The organism is Variovorax sp. HW608 (genome assembly GCF_900090195.1).
Classification (GTDB): domain Bacteria; phylum Pseudomonadota; class Gammaproteobacteria; order Burkholderiales; family Burkholderiaceae_C; genus Variovorax.
The window spans coordinates 794695-814389 of record NZ_LT607803.1 but is presented as its reverse complement, the minus strand read 5'-3'; the positions used below and the strand labels follow the sequence as shown (position 1 = coordinate 814389).

Here is a 19695-nt window from a genome sequence, read left to right as displayed (position 1 = left end):
CGGTCATGCCGCGCATTTCCCAGAGAGCAAGACGTTTGAAGTTGATCAAGAACGCACGCACACCATCCGCAGGATTGATCCTTCAGCACGCGGCCTCCGCGGCGCTCGCCGTGGCGATCGTGGCAGGGATGCATTCCATCAATGCGATCCTGTATCACTGATACAGGCAGCGTTGCGCCATGAGCGCACGCTGAACGCCGTGTCTTTTGCCGATCGCCACCTGGCCGTGGCGGATCGGAGGGAACCCTTTGCATGAACACCCTACACGTCCTGATCCTCGCGCTGGTGCAAGGCTTCGGCGAGCTGCTCCCGGTGTCGAGCTCTGCGCACGTAATCATGACGGAGAAGCTGCTCGGGCTGAACCCGAGCGCTCCCGAAATGACCATGCTGCTCGTGATGCTGCACACGGGCACGATGTTCGCCGTCATCGCCTACTTCTGGCGGTCCTGGGGGAGGACCTATTTCGCCTCTCCCGAGGCGTTCCGGCGCAACGGCCTGAACGTCGTGGTGGCGACCGGCGCAACCGGCGTCGTCGGGCTCGCGCTGCTCCACTTGATCAAGGCGCTCGTCGCGAAGAACCGGCCGGACTTCGAGATCGAGGAGCTGTTCGGGAACACGAAGATCATCGCCGCGGGGCTGGCGACTGCCGGGCTGTTGATCCTGTACTCGTCACGCAGCGCGAAGGCAAAGGGCGGCGAAGTCACAGGACTCAGCGCGTTGCTGATCGGTGCGGTCCAGGGCCTGTGCCTTCCGTTTCGAGGCCTCTCGCGCTCGGGTGCGACCATCTCCGCGGGCCTCTCGCTCGGTGTCGGACGCCGGTTCGCGGAACAGTTCAGCTTCGCGCTTGCGGTGGTGCTGACGCCGGTCGTCGTCGCCAAGGAAGCCTATCGCCTGTTCAAGACGCCCGCCGCCGCGAGCGCAATTCACACGGGGGATGCCTGGACGCTCGTGCTGCCAAGCCTGCTCGGGATGTCGCTGAGCTTCGCGGCCGGATTGGTGGCTCTCAGGTGGCTCTCAGACTGGCTCGAAACCGATCGCTGGTATCTCTTCGGCTTCTACTGCCTGGCGGCATCGCTGTTGGTCCTGGTGCTGGGATGATCCCGGACGAATGGACGGATTCATTCCATGTTCAGACCAAAGACGTAGATTGCCGGAATGATCTGTCGTATTCAGGTGAGGGGTGCGGCGCACCTTCAGTCCTTTTGAGAGTCTTTCGGTGACCGCGCGTCTGTCCACTGTCGAGGCCCTTCGCGTCGATCCTTGCGTTGCCAATCGGACCGCCGTGGTGTTGCTGCATGGCCTGTGCAGCACGCCCGATGAGCTGTTGTCCATTTCCGTCGGGCTGCGCGGCGCGGGCTATTCCGTGCATTCACCGCTCGTCGAGGGCTACTCTTTCGAGGCCTCGATGCCTTCGCGGCACGCGACGTCCTGGCATCGTTGGATCGATGCGGTCGAGCGCTGCGTCGACGATCTGCGCACCGGGCACGACCGTGTCATGCTCGTCGGCATCTCGGCCGGCGCGGCACTGGCCCTCGCCACTGCGATGCGCTGCGGCGCGCGCATCGACGCACTCGTGCTGATGTCGACCACGCTGCGCTTCGACGGCTGGGCCATCCCGCGCCGGCACAGGCTCCTGCCGTTGGCCCTGTACACGCCGCTCGGCCGCTTGTGGCGCTACCGTGAACGCGCACCTTATGGCGTCAAGAACGAGCGAGTGCGCAACTGGATCGAGCGCGAACTGCGTCATCGCAAGGTCTCGCGCGCGGGTGCCGCAGTCATCGGCATCTCGCACCTGCGCGAGCACGACCGCCTGATTCGCCACGTGCGCAGGGGGCTGAGCCAGGTCAGCTGCCCCAGGGTGCTTGCCATTCATGCGAAGGAGGACGAGGTGGCCAGCGTCGCCAACCTGGATCTGCTGCGACAGGGGCTGCGCCGCTGTGCGCTGCAGACGGTGGTGGTGGACAACAGCTACCACATGATCACCATCGACAACGATCGCCAGCAGGTGCTGCGCGAAACGCTCGAGTTTGCCGCCGCGGTCTCGCACCGCATTTCTTGAAGACGTCGAGGCGAAGGCCCGCCGTCCGGAGATTCCCCATGAGTTCCCCTACCTTCGAAACCATCTCCAAGATCCTGGAGGACGACTTCCAGGTCGCACGCGCCGACATCCGGCCCGATCGGCCACTGGTCGAGCTCGGCCTCGATTCGCTGGCCTTGATGGAGTTCGTGTTCGCCGTCGAGGACGCTTTCCATCTGCGCATTCCCGAAGACAAGCTGGATCCGCGCGAAGCCGGCATCACGCTGCAGCGGATGTGCGAGGTCATCGAGCAGGCGCCGCCCCAGGCGATGACGACTTGAACTCGCTCGTCTGCGTCAGCGGCGTGGGATTGGTTTCGCCGCTGGGCCACACGCTGTCGACGTTCGACGAGGCCCTGTTCTGCGGCCGCTCCGCCGTTGTCGCGCGCACCCTCGAGATGGAGGGGCTCGAGCCGATGGCCTTGCCTCTCGCGCCCTGCGAGTTCGACGATTCGGAGCGCAGTGTCTCGCGCCTGCCGCTCGACCGTGGGACGGCAATGGCGCTCGCAGCCGCGCGCGACGCCTACGCGCAGGCGGGGCTGGCCGAGACGCCGCCCGCGGACGAGCGCCTCGGCATCTACTGGGGCAGCGGCATGGCCGGCATCGCCACCTACGACGACACCGCCAAGGCGCTCTACCTCGAGCATCGCAGGGTTCGTCCCACTGCGGTGCTGAGCGCCATGCCGAATGCCGCGGCAGCAGAGCTCGGCCTGCGTTTTCGCGCGCGCGGGGCGTCGCTCACCTATGCCTGCGCGTGCGCGTCGTCCGCGGTCGCCATCGGCGAGGCGATGCGCGCCATCCGCGCCGGCTGGATCGACGTCGCCATCGTCGGCGGCCACGAGTCCATGCTCACGCCGGGAACACTCGCCGGCTGGTACGCCATGCGCGTCCTGGCGACGCCACCGGCCGACGATCCTGCCAGCGCCTGCCGACCGTTCTCGGCCGACCGGAACGGCTTCGCGATGGGGGAGGGCGCTGCAGCACTCGTGATCGAATCGGAAGCCCATGCGAGGGCGCGTGGTGCCGGAATCGAGCTCGTGCTGGCCGGCTACGCGACCAACAGCGACAGCACGCACATGACCAATCCTGACCCGTCCGGTCAGGCGCGCGCGATGCGCGCCGCCCTGGCGGACGCCGGGCTCTCACCTGCCGACATCGGACACATCAACGCGCACGGCACGGCGACCGCGGCGGGCGACGCGGCCGAAGCGACGTCGATCCACGATGTGTTCGGCGACGATACGCCGGTCAGCGCGACCAAGGCGATCCACGGCCACCTGCTGGGCGGCGGCGGCGCGCTCGAACTGGTCGCGACCTTGAGAGCGCTGGTGCACCGCCGGCTGCCGCCGACCGCGAATCTGCGCCAGCTCGATCCGGCTTTCTCGATCGATGTGGTGCGCGGCGAGGCGCGCGACGCGCCCGGCCTGCGCTGGGCCGTGTCGAACTCCTTCGCTTTCGGCGGCACCAACGCCGTGCTGGTTGCAGGGCGTGCCGGGGGCTGACTGCATCGCGCGATGGATCGCGGATCGGCCTACCGTTCTGTTCCCGCAGCCGGCAGTCGCACGGTAAAGAGGGCGCCGCCGCTCGGCAGGTTGGCGGCCTCGATCTGCCCGCCGTGCGCGTGCATCATGGCTTGAGACAAAGCCAGTCCCAGGCCGACGCCGGGCGCCCCGTCCCGGCGCGCCGCAGATCCGCGGAAGAATCGATCGAACAGGCGGGACATCTCGACGTCGCGCAGGCCCGGGCCGGCATCTGCGACGCTCATCAAGGCCTCCTGTCCTTCCTTGGCGACCCGCACGGTCACTCGCCCGCCGGGCGATGAGAACTTCAGCGCGTTGTCCAGCAGGTTGGCCAACACGAGGTCGGCCGGGCCGCGACCGATGTGCGCAACGACCGGCGCCGAAGGCTCGACCACCAGGGCAACTTGCCGCTCGCGCGCCCTCGATTCGAGGCGGCGTACCGCGGCTTCCGCCAACTGGTTGAGCGTGACCGACTCGGTCGACACGTGCTCCTGCCCGGTGTCCAGTCGCGCCAGGAGCAGCAGTTCCTCGACGAGCAATGTCAGTCGTTCCACCTCTTCCATGCAGGAGTTCAGTGTCCTGACATAGTCCTCGGGTTCGCGGGCCCTGCGCAGTGCGACCTCGAGTTCCGTGCGCAGCCGCGACAGCGGAGAGCGCAACTCGTGGGAGGCATCGGCAGTGAAATGATGCTGCGCGTCGAAGGCGTGCTGCAGGCGCTCCAGCATGTCATTGAGCGTGTCCACCAGCCGGCCGATCTCGTCGCGCGTTCCCGGATGGGGCAAGCGCCTGTCGAGGCTCGTCTTCTCGATGCGCCGGGCCTGCTGCACGACGTTTCCGATGGCCGCAAACACGCGCCCGGTCATCAGGGACCCCGCCCAGCCCACAGCAAGGGCCAGGGCCACGCCCAGCGCGAGGAACAGCGCGCCGGCCGCCTCGACCACGTTGTTGACATCGTCCAGCGAGCCCGCGACCTGCACTGCGCGCAGCCCCCCGGCGCCCGGCGTCGCTGCAACCGACACCATGCGCACGGGCTCCTCGCCAAAATTCGGCAAGGTCTCGAACACGGTCTCGCCCGATCGAAGATGCTCCAGCAGCGCGGGAGACGTGGGCAGGCGCGCGCTGCCCAGATTCGCGCTGCGGGCGAGCACCTCCCCGTTCTCATCGACGATCTGCACCAGCCGGTCCAGCCGCGCGAAAGACGGTGCGGCCGTTCCAGGCGGCGCCTCGTGCACGTGCGGCGGCTGGGAGGTGGACTCCGCGAGCATCGCGACTTCGGTGTCGGCGAGTGCGAGCAGGGCGGCGTCGAGTTGTCCGTGCACTGCGCGCGACAGGCCCCAATACGCACTGAGCGCGCCGATGCCGAGCACCGTCACGATGACCGCCAGATGCACCAGCGCGAGCCGCCGGCGGAAGCTAAGCACTGCCGCCGCCCTCCAGGCGGAAGCCGCGCCCGCGCACGGTCTGGATCAGAGGGGGCAGCCCCGGCGCATCCACCTTGCGGCGCAGGTTGCTGATGTGGACGTCGATCAGGTTGTCGATCGCGATCAGCTCGGCCTTCCACACCTGCTCGGCAAGCCGCGATCGCCCGACCACTTCGCCGGCGTTGCGCATCAGGATCTCGAGGATCGCGTATTCCTTGCGTGTGAGGTCCAGGCCGGCGCCGTCCCGCGTGACCTGCTGGCCCACGGGATCGAGGCGAAGGTCCGCGACGCTGAGCACCGGCGGCCGGGTGAGTTCGGAGCGACGCAGCAGCGCACGTACCCGCGCCAACAATTCCTCGAACGCGAACGGCTTGACCAGGTAGTCGTCCGCGCCGATGTTCAGCCCCTCGACCCGGTCCGCCAGGCTGTCGCGCGCCGTGAGCATCAGGATCGGCGTTTGCACGCCGCGCGCGCGCAACTCCCGGCACAGGGTGGTGCCGTCGCGGTCGGGCAGCATCCAGTCGAGCACGATCAGGTCGTGCTCCACGGCGGCGGTCCGCTGGTCGCCTTCCTCGGCGTTGAAAGCGAGATCGATCACGAAACCCTCTTCACCAAGGCCTCGGGAAAGCAGGGCGGCCGCCTTGCGGTCGTCGTCGACAAGCAGGATTCTCATGGGGTCGGGACGCAGTTTCTCGCAGTTCGGCATCGTCGGACGATGCGCGGGCTTTCCTGAAGAAGAATTCAGGTCTTCTTGAGGCGTTCTTCAGGCACACCCGGCTACTCTCGCGCAGCCTTCCGGGACCCGCGCCATCCGTGACGCGTCGCGGCCACGAGGCCGTGATGGAGTCACCAAGAACCGTGAAATCGCCTTCTTCCAAGTCCCGTCCGATGTGGTGGGCCGCAATCGCCGTGCCCTGCGCGCTCATCGCCTTCCTGGGATGGCGCGCCCTGCGCGCGGAGGCACCCGCCCCCGTACCCCCAACGCACCCCGAGCTCGTGCGGACCGCCAACCGCCTCTTCGTGCCCGAAGAATCGCCGCTGCGCAAACGCCTGGCGGTGGCCCCGGTGGACGAGGCGAGTTCCGCGCACAGCGTGAGCCTGCCCGCCGTGGTCGAGGCTGACCCGGCCAGCACCGTCAACATCCTTGCACCTGCAACCGGACGGGTCCTGGCATTGAATGTCCGGCTCGGCGACATCGTCAGGCGCGGGCAGGAACTCGCGACCATCAGCTCCTCCGACTATGCGCAGGCGGTTTCCGATGTGCAGAAGGCGCGCGACGCGCTCGATCTGGCCGAGCGTGCCCTGAAGCGCGCGCGCGGCGTCAACGACGCAGGCTCGAACGCCGCCAAGGACGTGGAAGTGGCCACGAGCGCGGTGGTCCAGCAGACCGCCGAGCTGCGTCGCAGCGAAATCCGCCTGCGCAGCCTCGGCGAGGCGAATGTCTCGCGGACCTCGGGCGGGCGGGCATTGCTGACGGTCACGACGCCCATCGGCGGCACCGTGACGGCGCTGGCCACCGCGCCCGGCGCGGTCGTGAACGACGCGACGGCCACCATGATGACCGTGGCCAACCTGGATCACGTGTGGGTCACGGTGAACGTGCCCGAGGGCCTGGTCGGCACGATCGCCAACGGCCAGGACGTCGCGGTCACGCTGGCCGCCCTGCCCGGACAGGTCCAGAGCGGAAAGATCGCCTTCGTCGCATCGGTGCTCGACGCCGACACCCGGCGGGTCAAGGCCCGCGTCACGTTTTCCAACCCGAAGGGCCTGCTCAAGCCCAACATGTATGCGAGCGCCAGGATCGCCGTGCCGCAGTCGCGCGAGCCGCAGGTGCCGACCTCCGCGGTGGTGATGAACAACGACAGCACCAGCGTCTTCGTCGAAGCCGACCCCTGGACCTTCGTGCGCCGGGCGGTCGAGCTGGGCAGCGAGGACGGCGGCCTGGTGCGCGTGCGCAGCGGCCTCGAGGCGGGCGAACGCGTGGTCGTGCGTGGCGGCGTGCTGCTGAATGATTAATCTCATCATCACGCAGTTCTTTCGCCGCAGGCACCTCGTCTGGGCGATGTCGGTGGCGCTCGTCATCTTCGGCTACTACGCATGGACGCAGATGACCGTCGAGGCCTACCCCGACCTCGGCGACGTGACCGTCCAGGTCACCACGCAGGCGGGCGGCCTGGCTTCCGAGGAGATCGAGCAGCAGATCACCACGCCGCTGGAACGCGCGCTGGCCAACACGCCCGGACTGGCGTCGATCCGCTCGAGCAGCACCTTCGGGCTGTCGCTGATCACGCTCACGTTCAAGGACGGCACGGACGACTACTTCGCACGCCAGCGCGTGACGGAACGGATCGCTGCGGTCACCCTTCCGGCGGGCGCATCGCCCGGACTCGGCCCGCTCACCGGGCCGGCCGGCGAGATCTTCCGCTACACGCTCGAATCCGACTCCAAGAACCTGATGGAGCTGTCGGAGATCCAGCGCTGGAAGGTGATCACGGCGCTGCGCCAGGTCCCCGGCGTGGCGGACGTCACCAACTTCGGCGGCTTGACGAAGGAATTCCAGCTGGAGGTGGATCCGAACAAGCTGCAGTCGCATGGACTGACGCTCGCCGACGTGGTGACCGCGATCAACAACAGCAGCGCCAATGGCGGGGGCGGGCGCATCGCGCGGGGCGAGCAGAGCTACATCATCCGGGGCATCGGCCTCGTGCATTCGCTGGACGATCTCGCATCGGTGGTCGTGACGCAGAGCGGCGGATCGCCGGTGCTGTTGCGCGACCTGGGCCGGCTGCAATTCGGGCACCAGGAGCGAGGCGGGATCCTGGGCAAGGACACGAACCCCGACACCGTCAGCGGGATCGTGCTCATGCTCAAGTACGAGAACCCCTCGCGCGTGCTCGAAGCCGTCCACACCAAGATCGACGAACTGCAGGCCGGACTCGCAAAGCAGGACGTGAGGATCGTGCCCTACATCGACCGAGACGACCTGGTCAAGCTCACGGTGGAGAAGGTCTCGCACACCGTCCTGGAGGGCATGCTGCTGGTCACCATCGTGCTGGTGCTGTTCCTCGGCAGCCCGCGCAGCGCCCTGGTGGCCGCGGTGGCGATTCCGATGTCGCTCGTGACGGTGTTCATCGTCATGTACCTCACGAAGATACCGGCCAACCTGTTCTCGCTGGGCGCGATCGACTTCGGCATCATCGTCGACGGTGCCATCGTCGTCATGGAGGCGACCCTGCGCCGCCGCGAGGAAGAGCCCGAGGCCGTCCTGACCGAAGGCAACCTTCTCGAGACGGTCAGCCATGTGTCGGGCCCCATCTTCTTCGCGACCCTGATCATCATCACGGCGTACTTCCCCCTGTTCGCCTTCGAACGCGCCGAGGGCAAGCTGTTCAAGCCGATGGCCTTCACCGTGGGTGTTGCGCTGCTGGGTGCATTGCTGTGCGCCCTCACGCTCATCCCGAGCCTGGCCTACGTCGCGTTGCGCGAGCCGCGCAAGATCTTCGTGAACAGGCCGCTCGTCTGGCTCACGAACGGCTATCGCCGGGTGTTGCAGCATCTGCTGGACACGCCGGCGATCGCCTACTTGCTGAGCGCAGTGGCGCTGGCGGCGGTCCTGATCCTGGGTGCGACGGCCGGGCGCGAGTTCCTGCCGGACATGGATGAAGGGGCCCTCTGGCTGCAGGTCCAGCTGCCCCCAGGCGTGTCGCTCGACAAGGGCAGCGAAATGGCAGGCGAACTCCGGCACGTCCTGCTCGAGTATCCCGAGGTCTCGTTCGTGGTGACGCAGCTCGGCCGGAACGACGACGGCACCGATCCGTGGACGCCCTCGCATGTTGAAGTCCCTGTCGGACTGAAGCCGTACAGCGAGTGGCCCGAGGGCGTGGACAAGGCCTCCTTCGTGCGCACCCTGAACGCGCGCTTCGCGAAGATGCCCGGATTCGACGTCGGGATCAGCCAGCCGATCATCGACGGCGTCAACGACGCCGTCGGTGGCGCACACAGTCCGCTGGTGCTGCGCATCTATGGCGACGACCTGAAGGAGAGCCGGCGCATCGGCAAGGAAATCGTCCAGCTGCTCGGCACCGTGAGAGGGACGGCATCGGCCTCCCTGTTCCAGGAACCGCCGATCCCGCAGGTGGTGATCACGCTGGACCGGGAGGCTGCCGCGCGCTTCGGCGTCAGCGCGAACGACGTCGCCAACCTCGTGTCGACCGGCATCGGCGGCGCCCCCGTGATCACCGTGTACGTCAACGACCGCACCTACAACGTGACGGCAAAGGTTCCCCGTGCGGCCAAGGGCAATCCCGAGGCGATCGGTGCGCTGTTGCTCAACGCAGCCGGGGGAGCGAAGATCCCCTTGTCCCAGGTCGCGAGCATCAGGCTGCAGACGGGGGAAACCACGATCTCCCACGAGATGAATGAACGCCAGATCACCGTGCGGATCGACAACCGCGACCGCGACCTGGCCTCCTACCTCGTCGAGGTCCAGAAGCGCATCGGTGACGAAATCAGGTTCGACAAGACGAAGTTCCGGTTCCAGTGGGCCGGGCAGTTCGAGAACCAGCAGCGCGCGCAGGCGCGTCTTGCAGTGTCGCTGGTGATCGTCGTGGCGATCATGTCCGTGCTGCTGTTCTTCCAGTTCGGCAAGGTCCGGCAGGTGGCGCTGGTCCTCGGCGTGGTCCCGATGGCGATGCTGGGCGGCCTCATCACCGTGCACCTGGCCGGCGAGACGCTGAACGTGGCCACTGCGGTCGGATTCATCGCGCTGTTCGGCGTCTCGATCCAGAACGGCATCATCATGGTCGCGAACTTCCGGCGCGTGCGCGGCGAAGGCCTCGACCTTCGGGAATCGGTCCTCGAAGGCGCCACCGAGCGCCTGCGGCCCGTGCTCATGACGGCCACCGTGGCATCGATCGGCATGCTGCCGGCCGCGCTCGCCACCGGCGTCGGCACCGACGTGCAGCGCGGGCTCGCCACCGTCGTCGTCGGCGGGCTGCTGGTCTCCACGCTGCTGACCCTGTTCATCCTGCCCACGCTCTTCTTCTCGATGGAGCGCATCTTCGAAAGCAGGGGCTGGGGCGTGCGCATGCGCCGCCGCGATCGTTGAGAAGCCGATGAAGAAGATGCCCCTCCAATCGCTGTCCGGCCTGTGGCGCCTGTCAGCAGTCGCCTCGGCCGCGTTGTTCGCGGCATGCGCGGTGGGTCCGGACTACGTGCGACCCGAGCTCGGCACGCCCGAGCGCTACGTGGCCAGGCCGCAGCCCATCGAGCCGCTGCGTCCGCCGCCCGAACCCGGCGTGCCCGAAGTGAAGCCGCAGCAACTGCAGCAATCGAAAGACATCCCGCAGCAGTGGTGGGAGCTCTTTCACTCCGAGCCCCTGAACGCCTGGGTCAAGGACAGCCTCGCGCACAACCCGGGTGTCGAGGCGGCGCAGGCCGCGCTGCGCGCCGCCAACGAGAACGCGCTCGCGGCCGGGGGCGCCTACTGGCCGAGCGTCGCGCTGCAGTACTCGCCGATCCGGCAACGCGTGGCGCAAACGCTGGCAAGCCCGGTATCCAGCAACGCCACGTACTACACCCTCCATACCGCACAGGTGACCGTGAGCTACGCGCCCGACGTCTTCGGCGGCACGCGGCGCACCGTGGAAGGTGCCAAGGCCGAGGCCGAGATGCAGCGCTTCCAGCTGGAGGCGAACAACCTGACGCTGAGCTCGAACGTGGTGGTCGCCGCGATCACCGAGGCGTCGCTGCGCGGCCAGCGCGCCGCGACGCTGGCCATCATCGCGATGCAGAAGGATATCCTGCAGAAGTTCATCCGCCAGCAGCAGCTCGGCCAGGCCTCGCTGGCCGACGTGGACGCGCAAAAGGCCGCGCTGGCGGCCAGCGAGGCGACGCTGCCCCCGATCGACAAGCAACTCGCGGTTGAGCGCAACCTGCTTCTCACGCTGGCCGGGCGCTACCCTGCCGATGATGTCGATACGCACTTCGAGCTCGAGGCGATCGAGCTGCCGGGCGAGCTTCCGCTCACCCTGCCGTCGACATTGGTCGAGCACCGCCCTGACGTGCGCGCCGCCGAGGAACAGATGCACGCCGCAAGCGCCGCCATCGGGGCGGCCGTGGCGGCGAGGCTTCCCAACGTGCTGCTCGGCGTCAATGCCTACGGGAGCTCGGCCTTCGCGTTCCACGACCTGTTCACCTCTTCATCGGTCTTCTGGACCCTCGCCGCCAGCGTGACGCAGCCGGTGTTCGACGGCGGAACCTTGAAGCATCGCGAGGCGGCGGCGCGAGCGGCCTTCGACCAGAGCGCGGCCCAGTACCGCGCGACGGTGCTGGGCGCATTCCAGGACGTGGCCAACGCGCTGGATGCCGTCAATGTGGACACGCGCGCACTGCAGGCGGCCCTCAACGCCGAGAGCGCTGCGTCGAGGAGCCTGAAGCGAGCTCGCGAGCAGTTCCGGCTCGGCGATACCAGCGCGCTTTCCGTCCTCCAGGCGGAACAGGTCTGGCAACAGGCCGTTCTCAATCTTGTCCAGGCGCGCGCCGCGCGCCTGAGCGACACGGCCGCGCTCTTTGCGGCACTCGGGGGCGGCTGGTGGAATCGGCAGGATGCGCTTGCCGACGCCTCGGCGCCCCGTTGATCCTCCGCGCATTTTTTTCCAGACACTCAAGATGAACATCATCAGACACGAGATGGGGCCCCGGTTCAGCGAGATGGTCGTTGTCGACCTGGGCACGGCGCGCCTGCTTTACCTCTCGGGGCAGGTGGCCGAAAACGCGTCGCTCGACCTCTCGGGTCAGGCGCGTCAGGTCCTGAAGCGCATCGACGAACTGCTGGCCCGCGAGGGCGCGACCCGTGAGCACGTGGTGAGCGCGACCATCTATCTGCGCACGGTGGGCGACTACGCGGCCATGAACGCGATCTGGGACGAGTGGGTGCCAAAGGGCCATTCACCGGCACGCGCCACGGTGGGCGCCAAGCTGATCGACTCCGAGTACCGCATCGAGATCCAGGTGGTGGCGGCCATCGGCAATGTGCCCGCGGCGACGCCCTGAGACCGGGGGCGGGATGAAGCTGCCCAGGATGCGTCGCGTGGCGATGCCGGTCGTGATGCTCGTCATCTCGGGGTGCGCCGGGTCGGGTGTCTTCGGAAAGGCGACGCCGGGCTGGCATGAAGCGGTGGTCGTGGGCCTCGGAAGCCAGGCGGCACTCGCCGCCGTGGCGGACGTGGACTGCAGCGCCGGCGTCGTCTCGGATGCACCCTTCGCCGTGGCGCGCTATCACGGTGCGGGGGTTCACAGCCGCTCCATCGGAAGGCTCGTGCAGCCGTCGGATCCGCCGCCGTATGTCGGCCAGAAGGTGCGCGTCAGCATCCACGACTGCAGCGCGCCCTTCATTCCATTGGGCACGCCATAAGCCTTTCACGATGAACGGAGGCTGACTCCATCGACTGATTTCGTGTGTCATTGTTGTGCCACGGGGCGTGCCTAGATTGCGTCGACCGCGGATGCGACTCCGGTCTCGTTCTCGGCAAGTTCAACACGCACTGAAGGAGCCCTGGAGATGAAAAGAAGTCATGTCACTGGCAGCGCGATCTCTTTCGCGGTAGCCGCACTCGTAGGTTCGCTCGGCGCAGCGCCTGCCCTCGCGCGAGACGATCAGCCGATGCACGTCCTGCTCATCAGCGTGGACGGCATGCATCAAGCCGACCTGTCCAACTACATCAAGGCCCATCCGAACTCGACCTTCGCGAAGCTGGCCCGCCATGGCGTCGAGTACACGCATGCCTCGAGCTCGAAGCCTTCGGACTCGTTCCCCGGCCTGCTCGCCTTTGCAACCGGCGGCTCGCCGATCACCCATGGCGTCTTCTACGACGACAGCTACGACGCCACCCTGTACCCGCCCGGGAGCAACTGCACCGGGACGCCCGGCACCGAGGTGAGCAATTTCGAAGCGCTCGACTGGGACCTGACCCGGCTCGATGGCGGCCTGCCGCCGGCAGGCGCCCCCTTCGACCCGCGCAACCCGCACATCAACCCTGCCAATCTGTCGCTGCGCAAGACCGCGAGCGGGTGCGTGGCCGTCTGGCCGCACGATTACATGAAGAACGGGACCAACACGATCTTCGAGGTCATCCACGAGGCCGGCCTGCGCACGGCATGGTCCGACAAGCACCCGGCCTACGAGATCCTCAACGGTCCGTCGGGCCGCGGGCTGGACGAGCTCTACGCCCCCGAGATCAACTCCACCTCGCTGCAGACCAACGGCTTTCCGGGCGCCCCTGCCAGCGCCGACTGGACGACCGATCCGACCTATACCCGGGGCTATGACGGCTTCAAGGTGAAGGTGGTGCTGAACTGGATCGACGGCCTCGACCAGACCGGAACGAAGAAGGTCGGCGTGCCCGCGATCTTCGGCATGAATTTCCAGGCGGTCAGCGTCGCGCAGAAAGTGACGCATGCGATGGAAGGTGGCGCCACGGCCCGCGGCGGCTATGTCGATGCCGCTGCCGATCCGACGCAGCCCTTGGCGCAATCGCTCGATTTCGTCGATGCCTCGCTGAGGCAGATGTACGAGGCGCTCAAATCGAGGCATCTGCTGAACTCGACGCTGTTCATCGTCGGCGCAAAGCACGGCCAGTCGCCGATCGATGTCGGCAAGCTGCATATGCTCAAGGGTTCCTCGAACGCGTACGCAACGGCGGACGTGAGCGACCCCGCGGACCTGCTCGCCAATGGCGGCGTGCCGGTCGCCCTGGAAACGGCCGACGATGTTTCGCTCATCTGGCTGAAGAGCCATGCCGATGCGGCCAAGGCGGTATCGATCCTGGGCGCCGATCAGGCCGGCGTCAATTCCACCAGGATCCAGACGCTCTATCACGACGCGGCCTTGAAGGCGATCTGGGGCGACCCGGCAGCGGGCCGCGTGCCCGACATCATCATTCAACCGGTGCCGGGCACGATCTACAGCACGAGCGCACGCAAGCTGTCCGAGCACGGCGGGTTTGCCGACGACGACACGAACACGCTGCTCGTGCTCTCGAATCCGCACCTCGCGAAGAAGGTGATCGACACGCCGGTGACCAACATGCAAGTGGCGCCGACCATCCTGAAGACGCTCGGACTCGATCCGCGCAAGCTGGTGGCTGTCCAGCGCGAGGGCACCCAGGTTCTGCCGGGCCTGGAGATCCGCGGCGGGGATGACGACCCCGCTGGCGGGTCGGAGTGACGAGGCGCGCAAGCGCATCGCCAACAGTCAGAGCCGCGCCACGAGCAACTGGCCGGACATCGGCGCGGTCGACAGGGTGTCGAGCGGCACGCTCTGCCGCTGGGTAGTGATCGCGAGCTCGCGCGATCCCTCGCGCTTCACGAAGGCGACGTCGGTCGCGCAGGGCACCGGCAATCCGATGACGCGATCGAGTTGTCCTTCCATCGTGAAGCGCACCACCGACCAGCCGTCGCAGAGCGCGGTCCAGATGCCGCCCTGGTCGTCGAACGCGAGGCCGCCCAGGCGGCCTGAACCGCGCGGCACCGTGGCGAGCCGCCTCACGCTGCTTTGCCCCGGTGTCATCACGAGGATCGCGCCGGATTGCGGCACGGTCGCGAAGACCGAGCCGTCCTCGCCCCAGCAGCACAGGGCGGCGACAGGCTCGCCGATGCGCCAGAAGATCTTCAATCGGCCATCCGGCTTTAGCTGTCCGATCGCGGTGCCGGCTTCGGGCAAGCCGACGGCAACCCAGATCACGCCATCGGCGCCCAAGCATGCGGCGAGCGTCTTGCCTTCGGGCCAGGGATGCGGCGTGCTGTGTCCGGCCCGCCATTCGATCGCGCCCTGTTCGCTGACCACGATCAGCCCGTGCTCGCCGCGAAGCAGGGCCACGATCGGCGAACCCGCGGCGAAAAGCTGTCGATCGCCTTGCGCGTCCCAGACGCGCACCGCGGGCGCGAGCACATCGGACCAGTAGACGCTGCCGTCGCTGGTCACGACCGGATGCGCGCCATGGAATGCCCACGGCCCCGGTATCGCGCGGACAGTCGCTTCGGAATCGTTGCTCGCGGGTGCTGCGGAAGAAGAGAGTTGCGCGCCGATGCGCCGCGCGGCCTCGGCCACTTCGGGCCCGAGCAGTTCCAGCCGCTCGCGCGTCAGCCGCCACGCCGGGCCCGCAACGCTGATCGCGCCACGCACTTCGCCCGACGAATCCTTGACCGGCGCGCCGACGCAGCGCACGCCGAGCACGATCTCCTCGTCGTCGATCGAATAGCCGCGCGCGCGGGTGATGCGCAGCTCGGCATAGAGCCGCCTGCGGTCGGTGATGGTGAGCGGCGTCAGCGGCTTGAGCGTCAGCTCGCGCACGATCGCTTCGCGCGCCTCGTCCGGCATGGCCGAGAGGATGGCCTTGCCCTGGCTCGTGCAGTAGAGCGGCTTTCTTTCGCCAAGCGCAGCCGCCGAGCGCTGGCTGTGCGCGCCGTCGCAGCGTTCGAGCGAGATGACTTCGCGGCCGTCGAGCGTCGCGAGGTAGGTGGTCTCGCCGGTGAGGTCGCGCAGCGCGCGCAACTCGGCGGCCGCAGCGGCCACGAGGTCGGGCATGGCATAGGCCTGCTTCGCCATCTCGAAGCAGCGAAAGCCCAGGCAATAGACCTTGCGCAGCGGATCGCGCCGAAGCAGCCCCCGGTTGATGAGCGTCGCGAGCAGCCGGTAGACCGTGGTGCGCGGCAGGTCGAGCCGCTCTGCGACCTCGCTCTGGCTCAGTCCCTGCGGCGACGAGCCGACCGCGTCGAGCACGTCGAGCGCCTTTTCGAGCGCGCCGGTGCCGTCGCCCGACTGCGCGCTGCGTGTCGGTTTGGGCGCGGCGGGTGCGGCGGATCGGGTTGCCATGGTTTGTCTCAACTGGTGGTACGCGAGGCGATGACAGGGGCGTGACGCCGGTGTTTGGTGATTCTATTTTGGGGTGCGCGTCACTAGCATCGATGTCACCGAGACCTCACCACCAACGCCGACCAATTCCCATATTTTGAGACAGACATGTCACTCAAGCCACCCCCGCCCTTGACCGCCATTCCCCAGCGCCCCCCGGTGCCGCAGGTGTCCGACAGCGTGCTCGACAGGCTCGCCAAAGCCACCAGCGGATCGCTCACCACACAGCTCTACATCAAGGGCTTCCGCCAGCCGGTGCTGCATGGCCTCACGCCGCTCAATCGCAAGGTGAAGCCCTTCGCGGGCCGCGCCTACACGATGCGATTCATCCCGGCCCGGGAAGATGTGGACCTCTACGAGAACCTCACGACCACCCCGAACGCGGACAACCTGCAATGGGTCGGCGTCGAGCAGATCGAGCCCGGCCATGTGCTGGTGATCGACAGCAACCGCGACGGCCGCGCTGCCTCGATGGGCAACATGCTCATCACCCGGATGATGATGCGCGGCGCCCGCGCGGTCATCACCGACGGCAGCTTCCGCGACGGCACCGAGCTCGCGGAGATGGACTTCCCCGTGTGGTCCACCGGCGTCACCGCGACCACGCGCCTGTCGTATCACCACGTGGCGGACCTGCAGGTGCCGATCGGCTGCGCGGGCGTCGCGATCTATCCCGGCGACGTGATCCACGGCGACGGCGACAACATCACGGTGGTGCCGGCGCACCTCGCCGAGGAGATGGCCGACCTCTGCGAGCGCCGCGACGACATCGAGGCCTATCTCGCGATGCGGGTCAGGGCCGGCGAGCCGCTGTGGGGCCTCTATCCGCCGAGCGAAGAGACGCGCGCCGCGCACAGGCAATGGGTGGCCGATGGCCGTCCGCCGATCCACCCCGTCGCGCCCGCGCGCTGATGCAGGAGCAGACGATGAGCCGCCGGGCCGCCGCAAGGCGAATACCGCAGCGCTGCTGCGCGGAGGTTACGCAATGAGCCAGCCGATTCACGCCCCCGCGTTCTACGACGCGCTGATCCGCCGCTACTTCGATGCGTGCAACGCCGCGGACTACGACGCGCTGATGTCGTGCTTCACGCCCGACGCCGTCCACTACTTTCCCTCGGGCCTGCCGGAAGTGCCCTGGCGCAGCGCCGACACCATCAGCCGCAAGTGGATCTGGTGCGTCGAGACGCTGGGCTCGCAGTGGACCATCGAACGCATCCTGATCAGCCACGACAAGCCCGAGGCCATGATCGAGTGGACGCACTGGAAGAACAAGAGCGGCACCGCACTGCGTGGCTCGGAGTGGTACCTCTTCGAAGGCGACCGCATCAAGGAGATCCGCGCCTACTACGCATCGCCCGCGGACAGGGAAGTGCGCATCAACGAGCTCGTGGGCTTCGACTACGCCCTGCGCGGCTACCACCTGAAGAGCGCCTGAGCGATGTCGCACCTTGAATCCATCGAGGCTGCAGCCCTTGCAGCAGGGGCCGCAGCGGGTGATTTCGCAGCGAGTTCCGCCGCGGCGCGTGCCCGCCTGCTGCGTGCGCTGGCGGATGCACTCGAAGCCGGGCGCGAATCGCTGGTGCCGCTGGCCGATCGAGAGACCGGGCTCGGCTTGCCGCGCCTGGGCGGCGAACTGGATCGCACGGCCTTCCAGTTGCGCGGCTTCGCCGCCCAACTGGAGCGTGGCGCGGCACATCGCGTGGAAGACGATCCCGCGGTGGCCGGTGCACCGCCCGCGGGCCGGCCCCGGCTGACGCGGGTGCGCGTGCCGCTCGGTCCGGTCGCGATGTTCGCGGCGAGCAACTTCCCGTTCGCCTTCTCCGTGCTGGGCGGCGACACCGCATCGGCGCTCGCAGCCGGCTGCCCGGTCGTGGTCAAGGCGCATCCGGCGCATCCGATGCTGTCCCGCAGGACGGCGGAGTTGGCGCAGCGCGTCGCCCTGCAGCAAGCTTGGCCCGAGGGCGTGTTCCAGTTCGTCGAAGGCGCGTCGATCGAGACCGGCGTGCGGCTGGTGCAGGCACCCGGGATCGCCGCAGTGGCTTTCACTGGATCGTTTCGCGGCGGCATGGCGCTCGCCGATGTCGCGGCGCGGCGCCCCCGACCGATCCCGTTCTTCGGCGAGCTCGGGTCGACCAATCCGCTGATCGTGCTGCCGGCCCTGCTGGCGCGCGATGCGGAGGGACCCGCCGCGACGCTCGCGCAATCCATCTGCCAGGGCAGCGGGCAGTTCTGCACCAGCCCGGGTGTCATCGTGGTGCCGGTGGGCAGCGAAGGTGATGTCTTCGTGAGTGCGCTGGCGAAGGCGCTCTGCGCGCAGTCGCCGCATCGGATGCTGACGGAAGGCATTCGCGGCGCCTTCGATCGCGGCGTGTCGGCATGGGCGGAATCGCCCTCGGTCCATGCGCTGCTCGCGCCGCCGCACCGCGATGCGGCCGTACCCGGTCCGTTCCTCGGCGAGGTCGCGGCGAACGACTTCGTCGCCGATGGCTCGCTGCACGAGGAAGTCTTCGGTCCCGGCGCTCTGGTCGTTCGCGTCGGGTCGCACAACCAGGCCATCGAGGTGCTGCAAGCCATCGGCGGCTCGCTGACCGTGACCTTGTGGGGCGTGGAAGTCGAGGGCGAAGCGGCGAGGGCGCTGGTGCGCGCCGCCTCGCGGATCGCGGGCCGCGTCCTCTTTGCAGGCGTTCCCACCGGCGTGGCCGTCACCGGCGCGCAGCAGCACGGCGGCCCCTTTCCCGCTTCCACGCAACCCTGGAGCACCTCGGTGGGCTATGCCGCGATGGACCGCTTCCTGCGGCCCGTGGCCTTGCAGGATGCGCCCGCCTGGGTGCTGGCCCGACAGGGGGTGCCATGCTGAAGCACGCCGTCCTCTTGCGGCCCTAGCGGCAACCCGTCATCAAAGCAATCACAGAAGGAGACAACGACATGCAGATCCATCCACCCGGCACCGTCAACCGCCGCACCGCCGCCGCCGGCATGGCGGGCTTCCTCGTCCTCGCGCTCGGGTTCATGAGCCCGTCGGCCATGGCCCAGAGCGACTCGCTCGCCAGGATCCGCAGCAGCGGCAAGATCCGCATCGCCATCGATCTGAGCGTCCCGCCCTGGTCCTACAAGGACGACAAGCTGGAGATGAAGGGCTCCGAAGTCGACACTGCGAAGCTGCTCGCGAAGGACCTCGGCGTCGAGCTCGAAGTGGTGCCGACCAACAGCGCGAACCGCATCCCGCTCTTGATGACGAACCGGGCCGACGTGGTGATCTCGGCGATGACCATCACGCCCGAGCGGCTCAAGACCATCGACTTCTCGCGGCCGTATTCCGGCATCTCCACCTATGTGGCGGCGCCGAAATCGATGGCGGTCCGCACGCCCGCGGACCTCGTGGGCAAGAAGATCGCGGTGACGCGCGGCACCACCAACGATGCCGACATCACGCGCATGGCGCCGCCCGGCGCGGAGGTGGTCCGCTTCGAGGACGAATCGACCACCATGACCGCGGTGGTCAGCGGCCAGATGGACGTGACCGCGCTCGCGACCACGCTGATCGAGGTCATCAACCAGCGCAACCCGGGCAAGCAGCTCGAACCCAAGCTGCTGCTGCAGAACTCTCTCTTCGGTGTCGGCATGCGCAAGAACGACGCCGCGCTCAAGGAGTGGGTCAACAAGTGGATCGAGGATCGGCTGGGGAGCGGCGACCTGCAGACGATCTACAAGAAGCACCAGGGCGCGGAGATTCCCGCCGAGGTGTTGAAGGGCGGCACCTGAGCCC

General features: G+C 67.8%; 17 protein-coding genes. 14 read left to right on the top strand and 3 right to left on the bottom strand.

The features are described 5' to 3' along the window. Positions 1-252 precede the first annotated feature (252 nt). The 4 genes from VAR608DRAFT_RS03645 to VAR608DRAFT_RS03630 all read left to right on the top strand — a co-directional run bounded on the left by VAR608DRAFT_RS03645 (position 253) and on the right by VAR608DRAFT_RS03630 (position 3578). Positions 253-1098 (top strand): undecaprenyl-diphosphate phosphatase, encoded by an 846-nt coding sequence (locus tag VAR608DRAFT_RS03645; RefSeq protein WP_088952826.1) that lies wholly within the window; start codon positions 253-255, stop codon positions 1096-1098. 118 nt (positions 1099-1216) lie between these two features. Then, positions 1217-2059, top strand: coding sequence for an alpha/beta hydrolase (locus VAR608DRAFT_RS03640; protein WP_231973196.1), 843 nt, complete (start codon positions 1217-1219; stop codon positions 2057-2059). Between the two features lie 38 nt (positions 2060-2097). Then, entirely contained in the window at positions 2098-2358 is a 261-nt protein-coding gene (locus tag VAR608DRAFT_RS03635; protein ID WP_088952825.1) for an acyl carrier protein, read from the top strand. Further along, positions 2355-3578, top strand: coding sequence for a beta-ketoacyl-[acyl-carrier-protein] synthase family protein (locus tag VAR608DRAFT_RS03630; RefSeq protein ID WP_088952824.1), 1224 nt, complete (start codon positions 2355-2357; stop codon positions 3576-3578). Before VAR608DRAFT_RS03635 ends, VAR608DRAFT_RS03630 begins: the two co-directional genes overlap by 4 nt. Positions 3579-3607: 29 nt before the next feature. Here VAR608DRAFT_RS03630 and VAR608DRAFT_RS03625 read toward each other — a convergent pair whose 3' ends face one another. After that, the gene (locus tag VAR608DRAFT_RS03625) at positions 3608-5017 is read right to left on the bottom strand and encodes a HAMP domain-containing sensor histidine kinase (protein ID WP_088952823.1); all 1410 of its coding nucleotides are present in this window, start codon (positions 5015-5017) and stop codon (positions 3608-3610) included. Continuing rightward, complete coding sequence (locus VAR608DRAFT_RS03620; RefSeq protein WP_088958578.1) at positions 5010-5690, bottom strand: response regulator transcription factor; 681 nt, start codon at positions 5688-5690, stop codon at positions 5010-5012. Before VAR608DRAFT_RS03620 ends, VAR608DRAFT_RS03625 begins: the two co-directional genes overlap by 8 nt. 185 nt (positions 5691-5875) lie before the next feature. On the opposite strand from VAR608DRAFT_RS03620, the gene VAR608DRAFT_RS03615 reads away from it, so the two are divergent. From VAR608DRAFT_RS03615 to VAR608DRAFT_RS03590, 6 genes are all read left to right on the top strand, one after another. Then, entirely contained in the window at positions 5876-7033 is a 1158-nt protein-coding gene (locus tag VAR608DRAFT_RS03615; protein WP_231973194.1) for an efflux RND transporter periplasmic adaptor subunit, read from the top strand. Further along, positions 7026-10124, top strand: coding sequence for an efflux RND transporter permease subunit (locus tag VAR608DRAFT_RS03610; protein WP_088952821.1), 3099 nt, complete (start codon positions 7026-7028; stop codon positions 10122-10124). The genes VAR608DRAFT_RS03615 and VAR608DRAFT_RS03610 overlap by 8 nt, the downstream gene beginning before the upstream one ends. 7 nt (positions 10125-10131) lie before the next feature. Continuing rightward, positions 10132-11655, top strand: coding sequence for an efflux transporter outer membrane subunit (locus VAR608DRAFT_RS03605; RefSeq protein ID WP_231973192.1), 1524 nt, complete (start codon positions 10132-10134; stop codon positions 11653-11655). 31 nt (positions 11656-11686) lie between these two features. After that, positions 11687-12070, top strand: a complete 384-nt coding sequence (locus VAR608DRAFT_RS03600) for a RidA family protein (RefSeq protein WP_088958576.1) — start codon at positions 11687-11689, stop codon at positions 12068-12070. Positions 12071-12083: 13 nt separating this feature from the next. After that, entirely contained in the window at positions 12084-12431 is a 348-nt protein-coding gene (locus VAR608DRAFT_RS03595) for a hypothetical protein (RefSeq protein WP_088952820.1), read from the top strand. Positions 12432-12680: 249 nt separating this feature from the next. After that, positions 12681-14243: an alkaline phosphatase family protein gene (locus VAR608DRAFT_RS03590; protein WP_231973190.1), complete on the top strand. Its 1563-nt coding sequence runs from the start codon at positions 12681-12683 to the stop codon at positions 14241-14243. A gap of 27 nt (positions 14244-14270) precedes the next feature. Here the strand turns inward: VAR608DRAFT_RS03590 and VAR608DRAFT_RS03585 are convergent, their stop codons facing one another. After that, positions 14271-15890, bottom strand: coding sequence for an IclR family transcriptional regulator domain-containing protein (locus tag VAR608DRAFT_RS03585; protein ID WP_088952818.1), 1620 nt, complete (start codon positions 15888-15890; stop codon positions 14271-14273). Between the two features lie 147 nt (positions 15891-16037). On the opposite strand from VAR608DRAFT_RS03585, the gene VAR608DRAFT_RS03580 reads away from it, so the two are divergent. The 4 genes from VAR608DRAFT_RS03580 (at position 16038) to VAR608DRAFT_RS03565 (ending at position 19691) form a co-directional block, all read left to right on the top strand. Further along, positions 16038-16841, top strand: coding sequence for a ribonuclease activity regulator RraA (locus tag VAR608DRAFT_RS03580; RefSeq protein ID WP_088952817.1), 804 nt, complete (start codon positions 16038-16040; stop codon positions 16839-16841). Between the two features lie 73 nt (positions 16842-16914). Beyond that, a complete protein-coding gene (locus tag VAR608DRAFT_RS03575; RefSeq protein ID WP_088952816.1) occupies positions 16915-17364 on the top strand; it encodes a nuclear transport factor 2 family protein in 450 nt (149 codons plus the stop codon). Between the two features lie 3 nt (positions 17365-17367). Then, positions 17368-18786: an aldehyde dehydrogenase (NADP(+)) gene (locus VAR608DRAFT_RS03570; protein WP_088952815.1), complete on the top strand. Its 1419-nt coding sequence runs from the start codon at positions 17368-17370 to the stop codon at positions 18784-18786. A gap of 68 nt (positions 18787-18854) precedes the next feature. Continuing rightward, a complete protein-coding gene (locus VAR608DRAFT_RS03565) occupies positions 18855-19691 on the top strand; it encodes a transporter substrate-binding domain-containing protein (protein WP_231973188.1) in 837 nt (278 codons plus the stop codon). Positions 19692-19695: the final 4 nt, after the last annotated feature.

Excerpts from the sequence above, each read along its gene's own strand:
- VAR608DRAFT_RS03645 (WP_088952826.1), top strand. The coding sequence starts at position 253 with ATGAACACCCTACACGTCCTGATCCTCGCGCTGGTGCAAGGCTTCGGC.
- VAR608DRAFT_RS03635 (WP_088952825.1), top strand. The coding sequence starts at position 2,098 with ATGAGTTCCCCTACCTTCGAAACCATCTCCAAGATCCTGGAGGACGAC.
- VAR608DRAFT_RS03620 (WP_088958578.1), bottom strand. The coding sequence starts at position 5,690 with ATGAGAATCCTGCTTGTCGACGACGACCGCAAGGCGGCCGCCCTGCTT.
- VAR608DRAFT_RS03610 (WP_088952821.1), top strand. The coding sequence starts at position 7,026 with ATGATTAATCTCATCATCACGCAGTTCTTTCGCCGCAGGCACCTCGTC.
- VAR608DRAFT_RS03605 (WP_231973192.1), top strand. The coding sequence starts at position 10,132 with ATGAAGAAGATGCCCCTCCAATCGCTGTCCGGCCTGTGGCGCCTGTCA.
- VAR608DRAFT_RS03600 (WP_088958576.1), top strand. The coding sequence starts at position 11,687 with ATGAACATCATCAGACACGAGATGGGGCCCCGGTTCAGCGAGATGGTC.
- VAR608DRAFT_RS03595 (WP_088952820.1), top strand. The coding sequence starts at position 12,084 with ATGAAGCTGCCCAGGATGCGTCGCGTGGCGATGCCGGTCGTGATGCTC.
- VAR608DRAFT_RS03590 (WP_231973190.1), top strand. The coding sequence starts at position 12,681 with ATGCACGTCCTGCTCATCAGCGTGGACGGCATGCATCAAGCCGACCTG.
- VAR608DRAFT_RS03585 (WP_088952818.1), bottom strand. The coding sequence starts at position 15,890 with ATGGCAACCCGATCCGCCGCACCCGCCGCGCCCAAACCGACACGCAGC.
- VAR608DRAFT_RS03580 (WP_088952817.1), top strand. The coding sequence starts at position 16,038 with ATGTCACTCAAGCCACCCCCGCCCTTGACCGCCATTCCCCAGCGCCCC.
- VAR608DRAFT_RS03575 (WP_088952816.1), top strand. The coding sequence starts at position 16,915 with ATGAGCCAGCCGATTCACGCCCCCGCGTTCTACGACGCGCTGATCCGC.
- VAR608DRAFT_RS03570 (WP_088952815.1), top strand. The coding sequence starts at position 17,368 with ATGTCGCACCTTGAATCCATCGAGGCTGCAGCCCTTGCAGCAGGGGCC.
- VAR608DRAFT_RS03565 (WP_231973188.1), top strand. The coding sequence starts at position 18,855 with ATGCAGATCCATCCACCCGGCACCGTCAACCGCCGCACCGCCGCCGCC.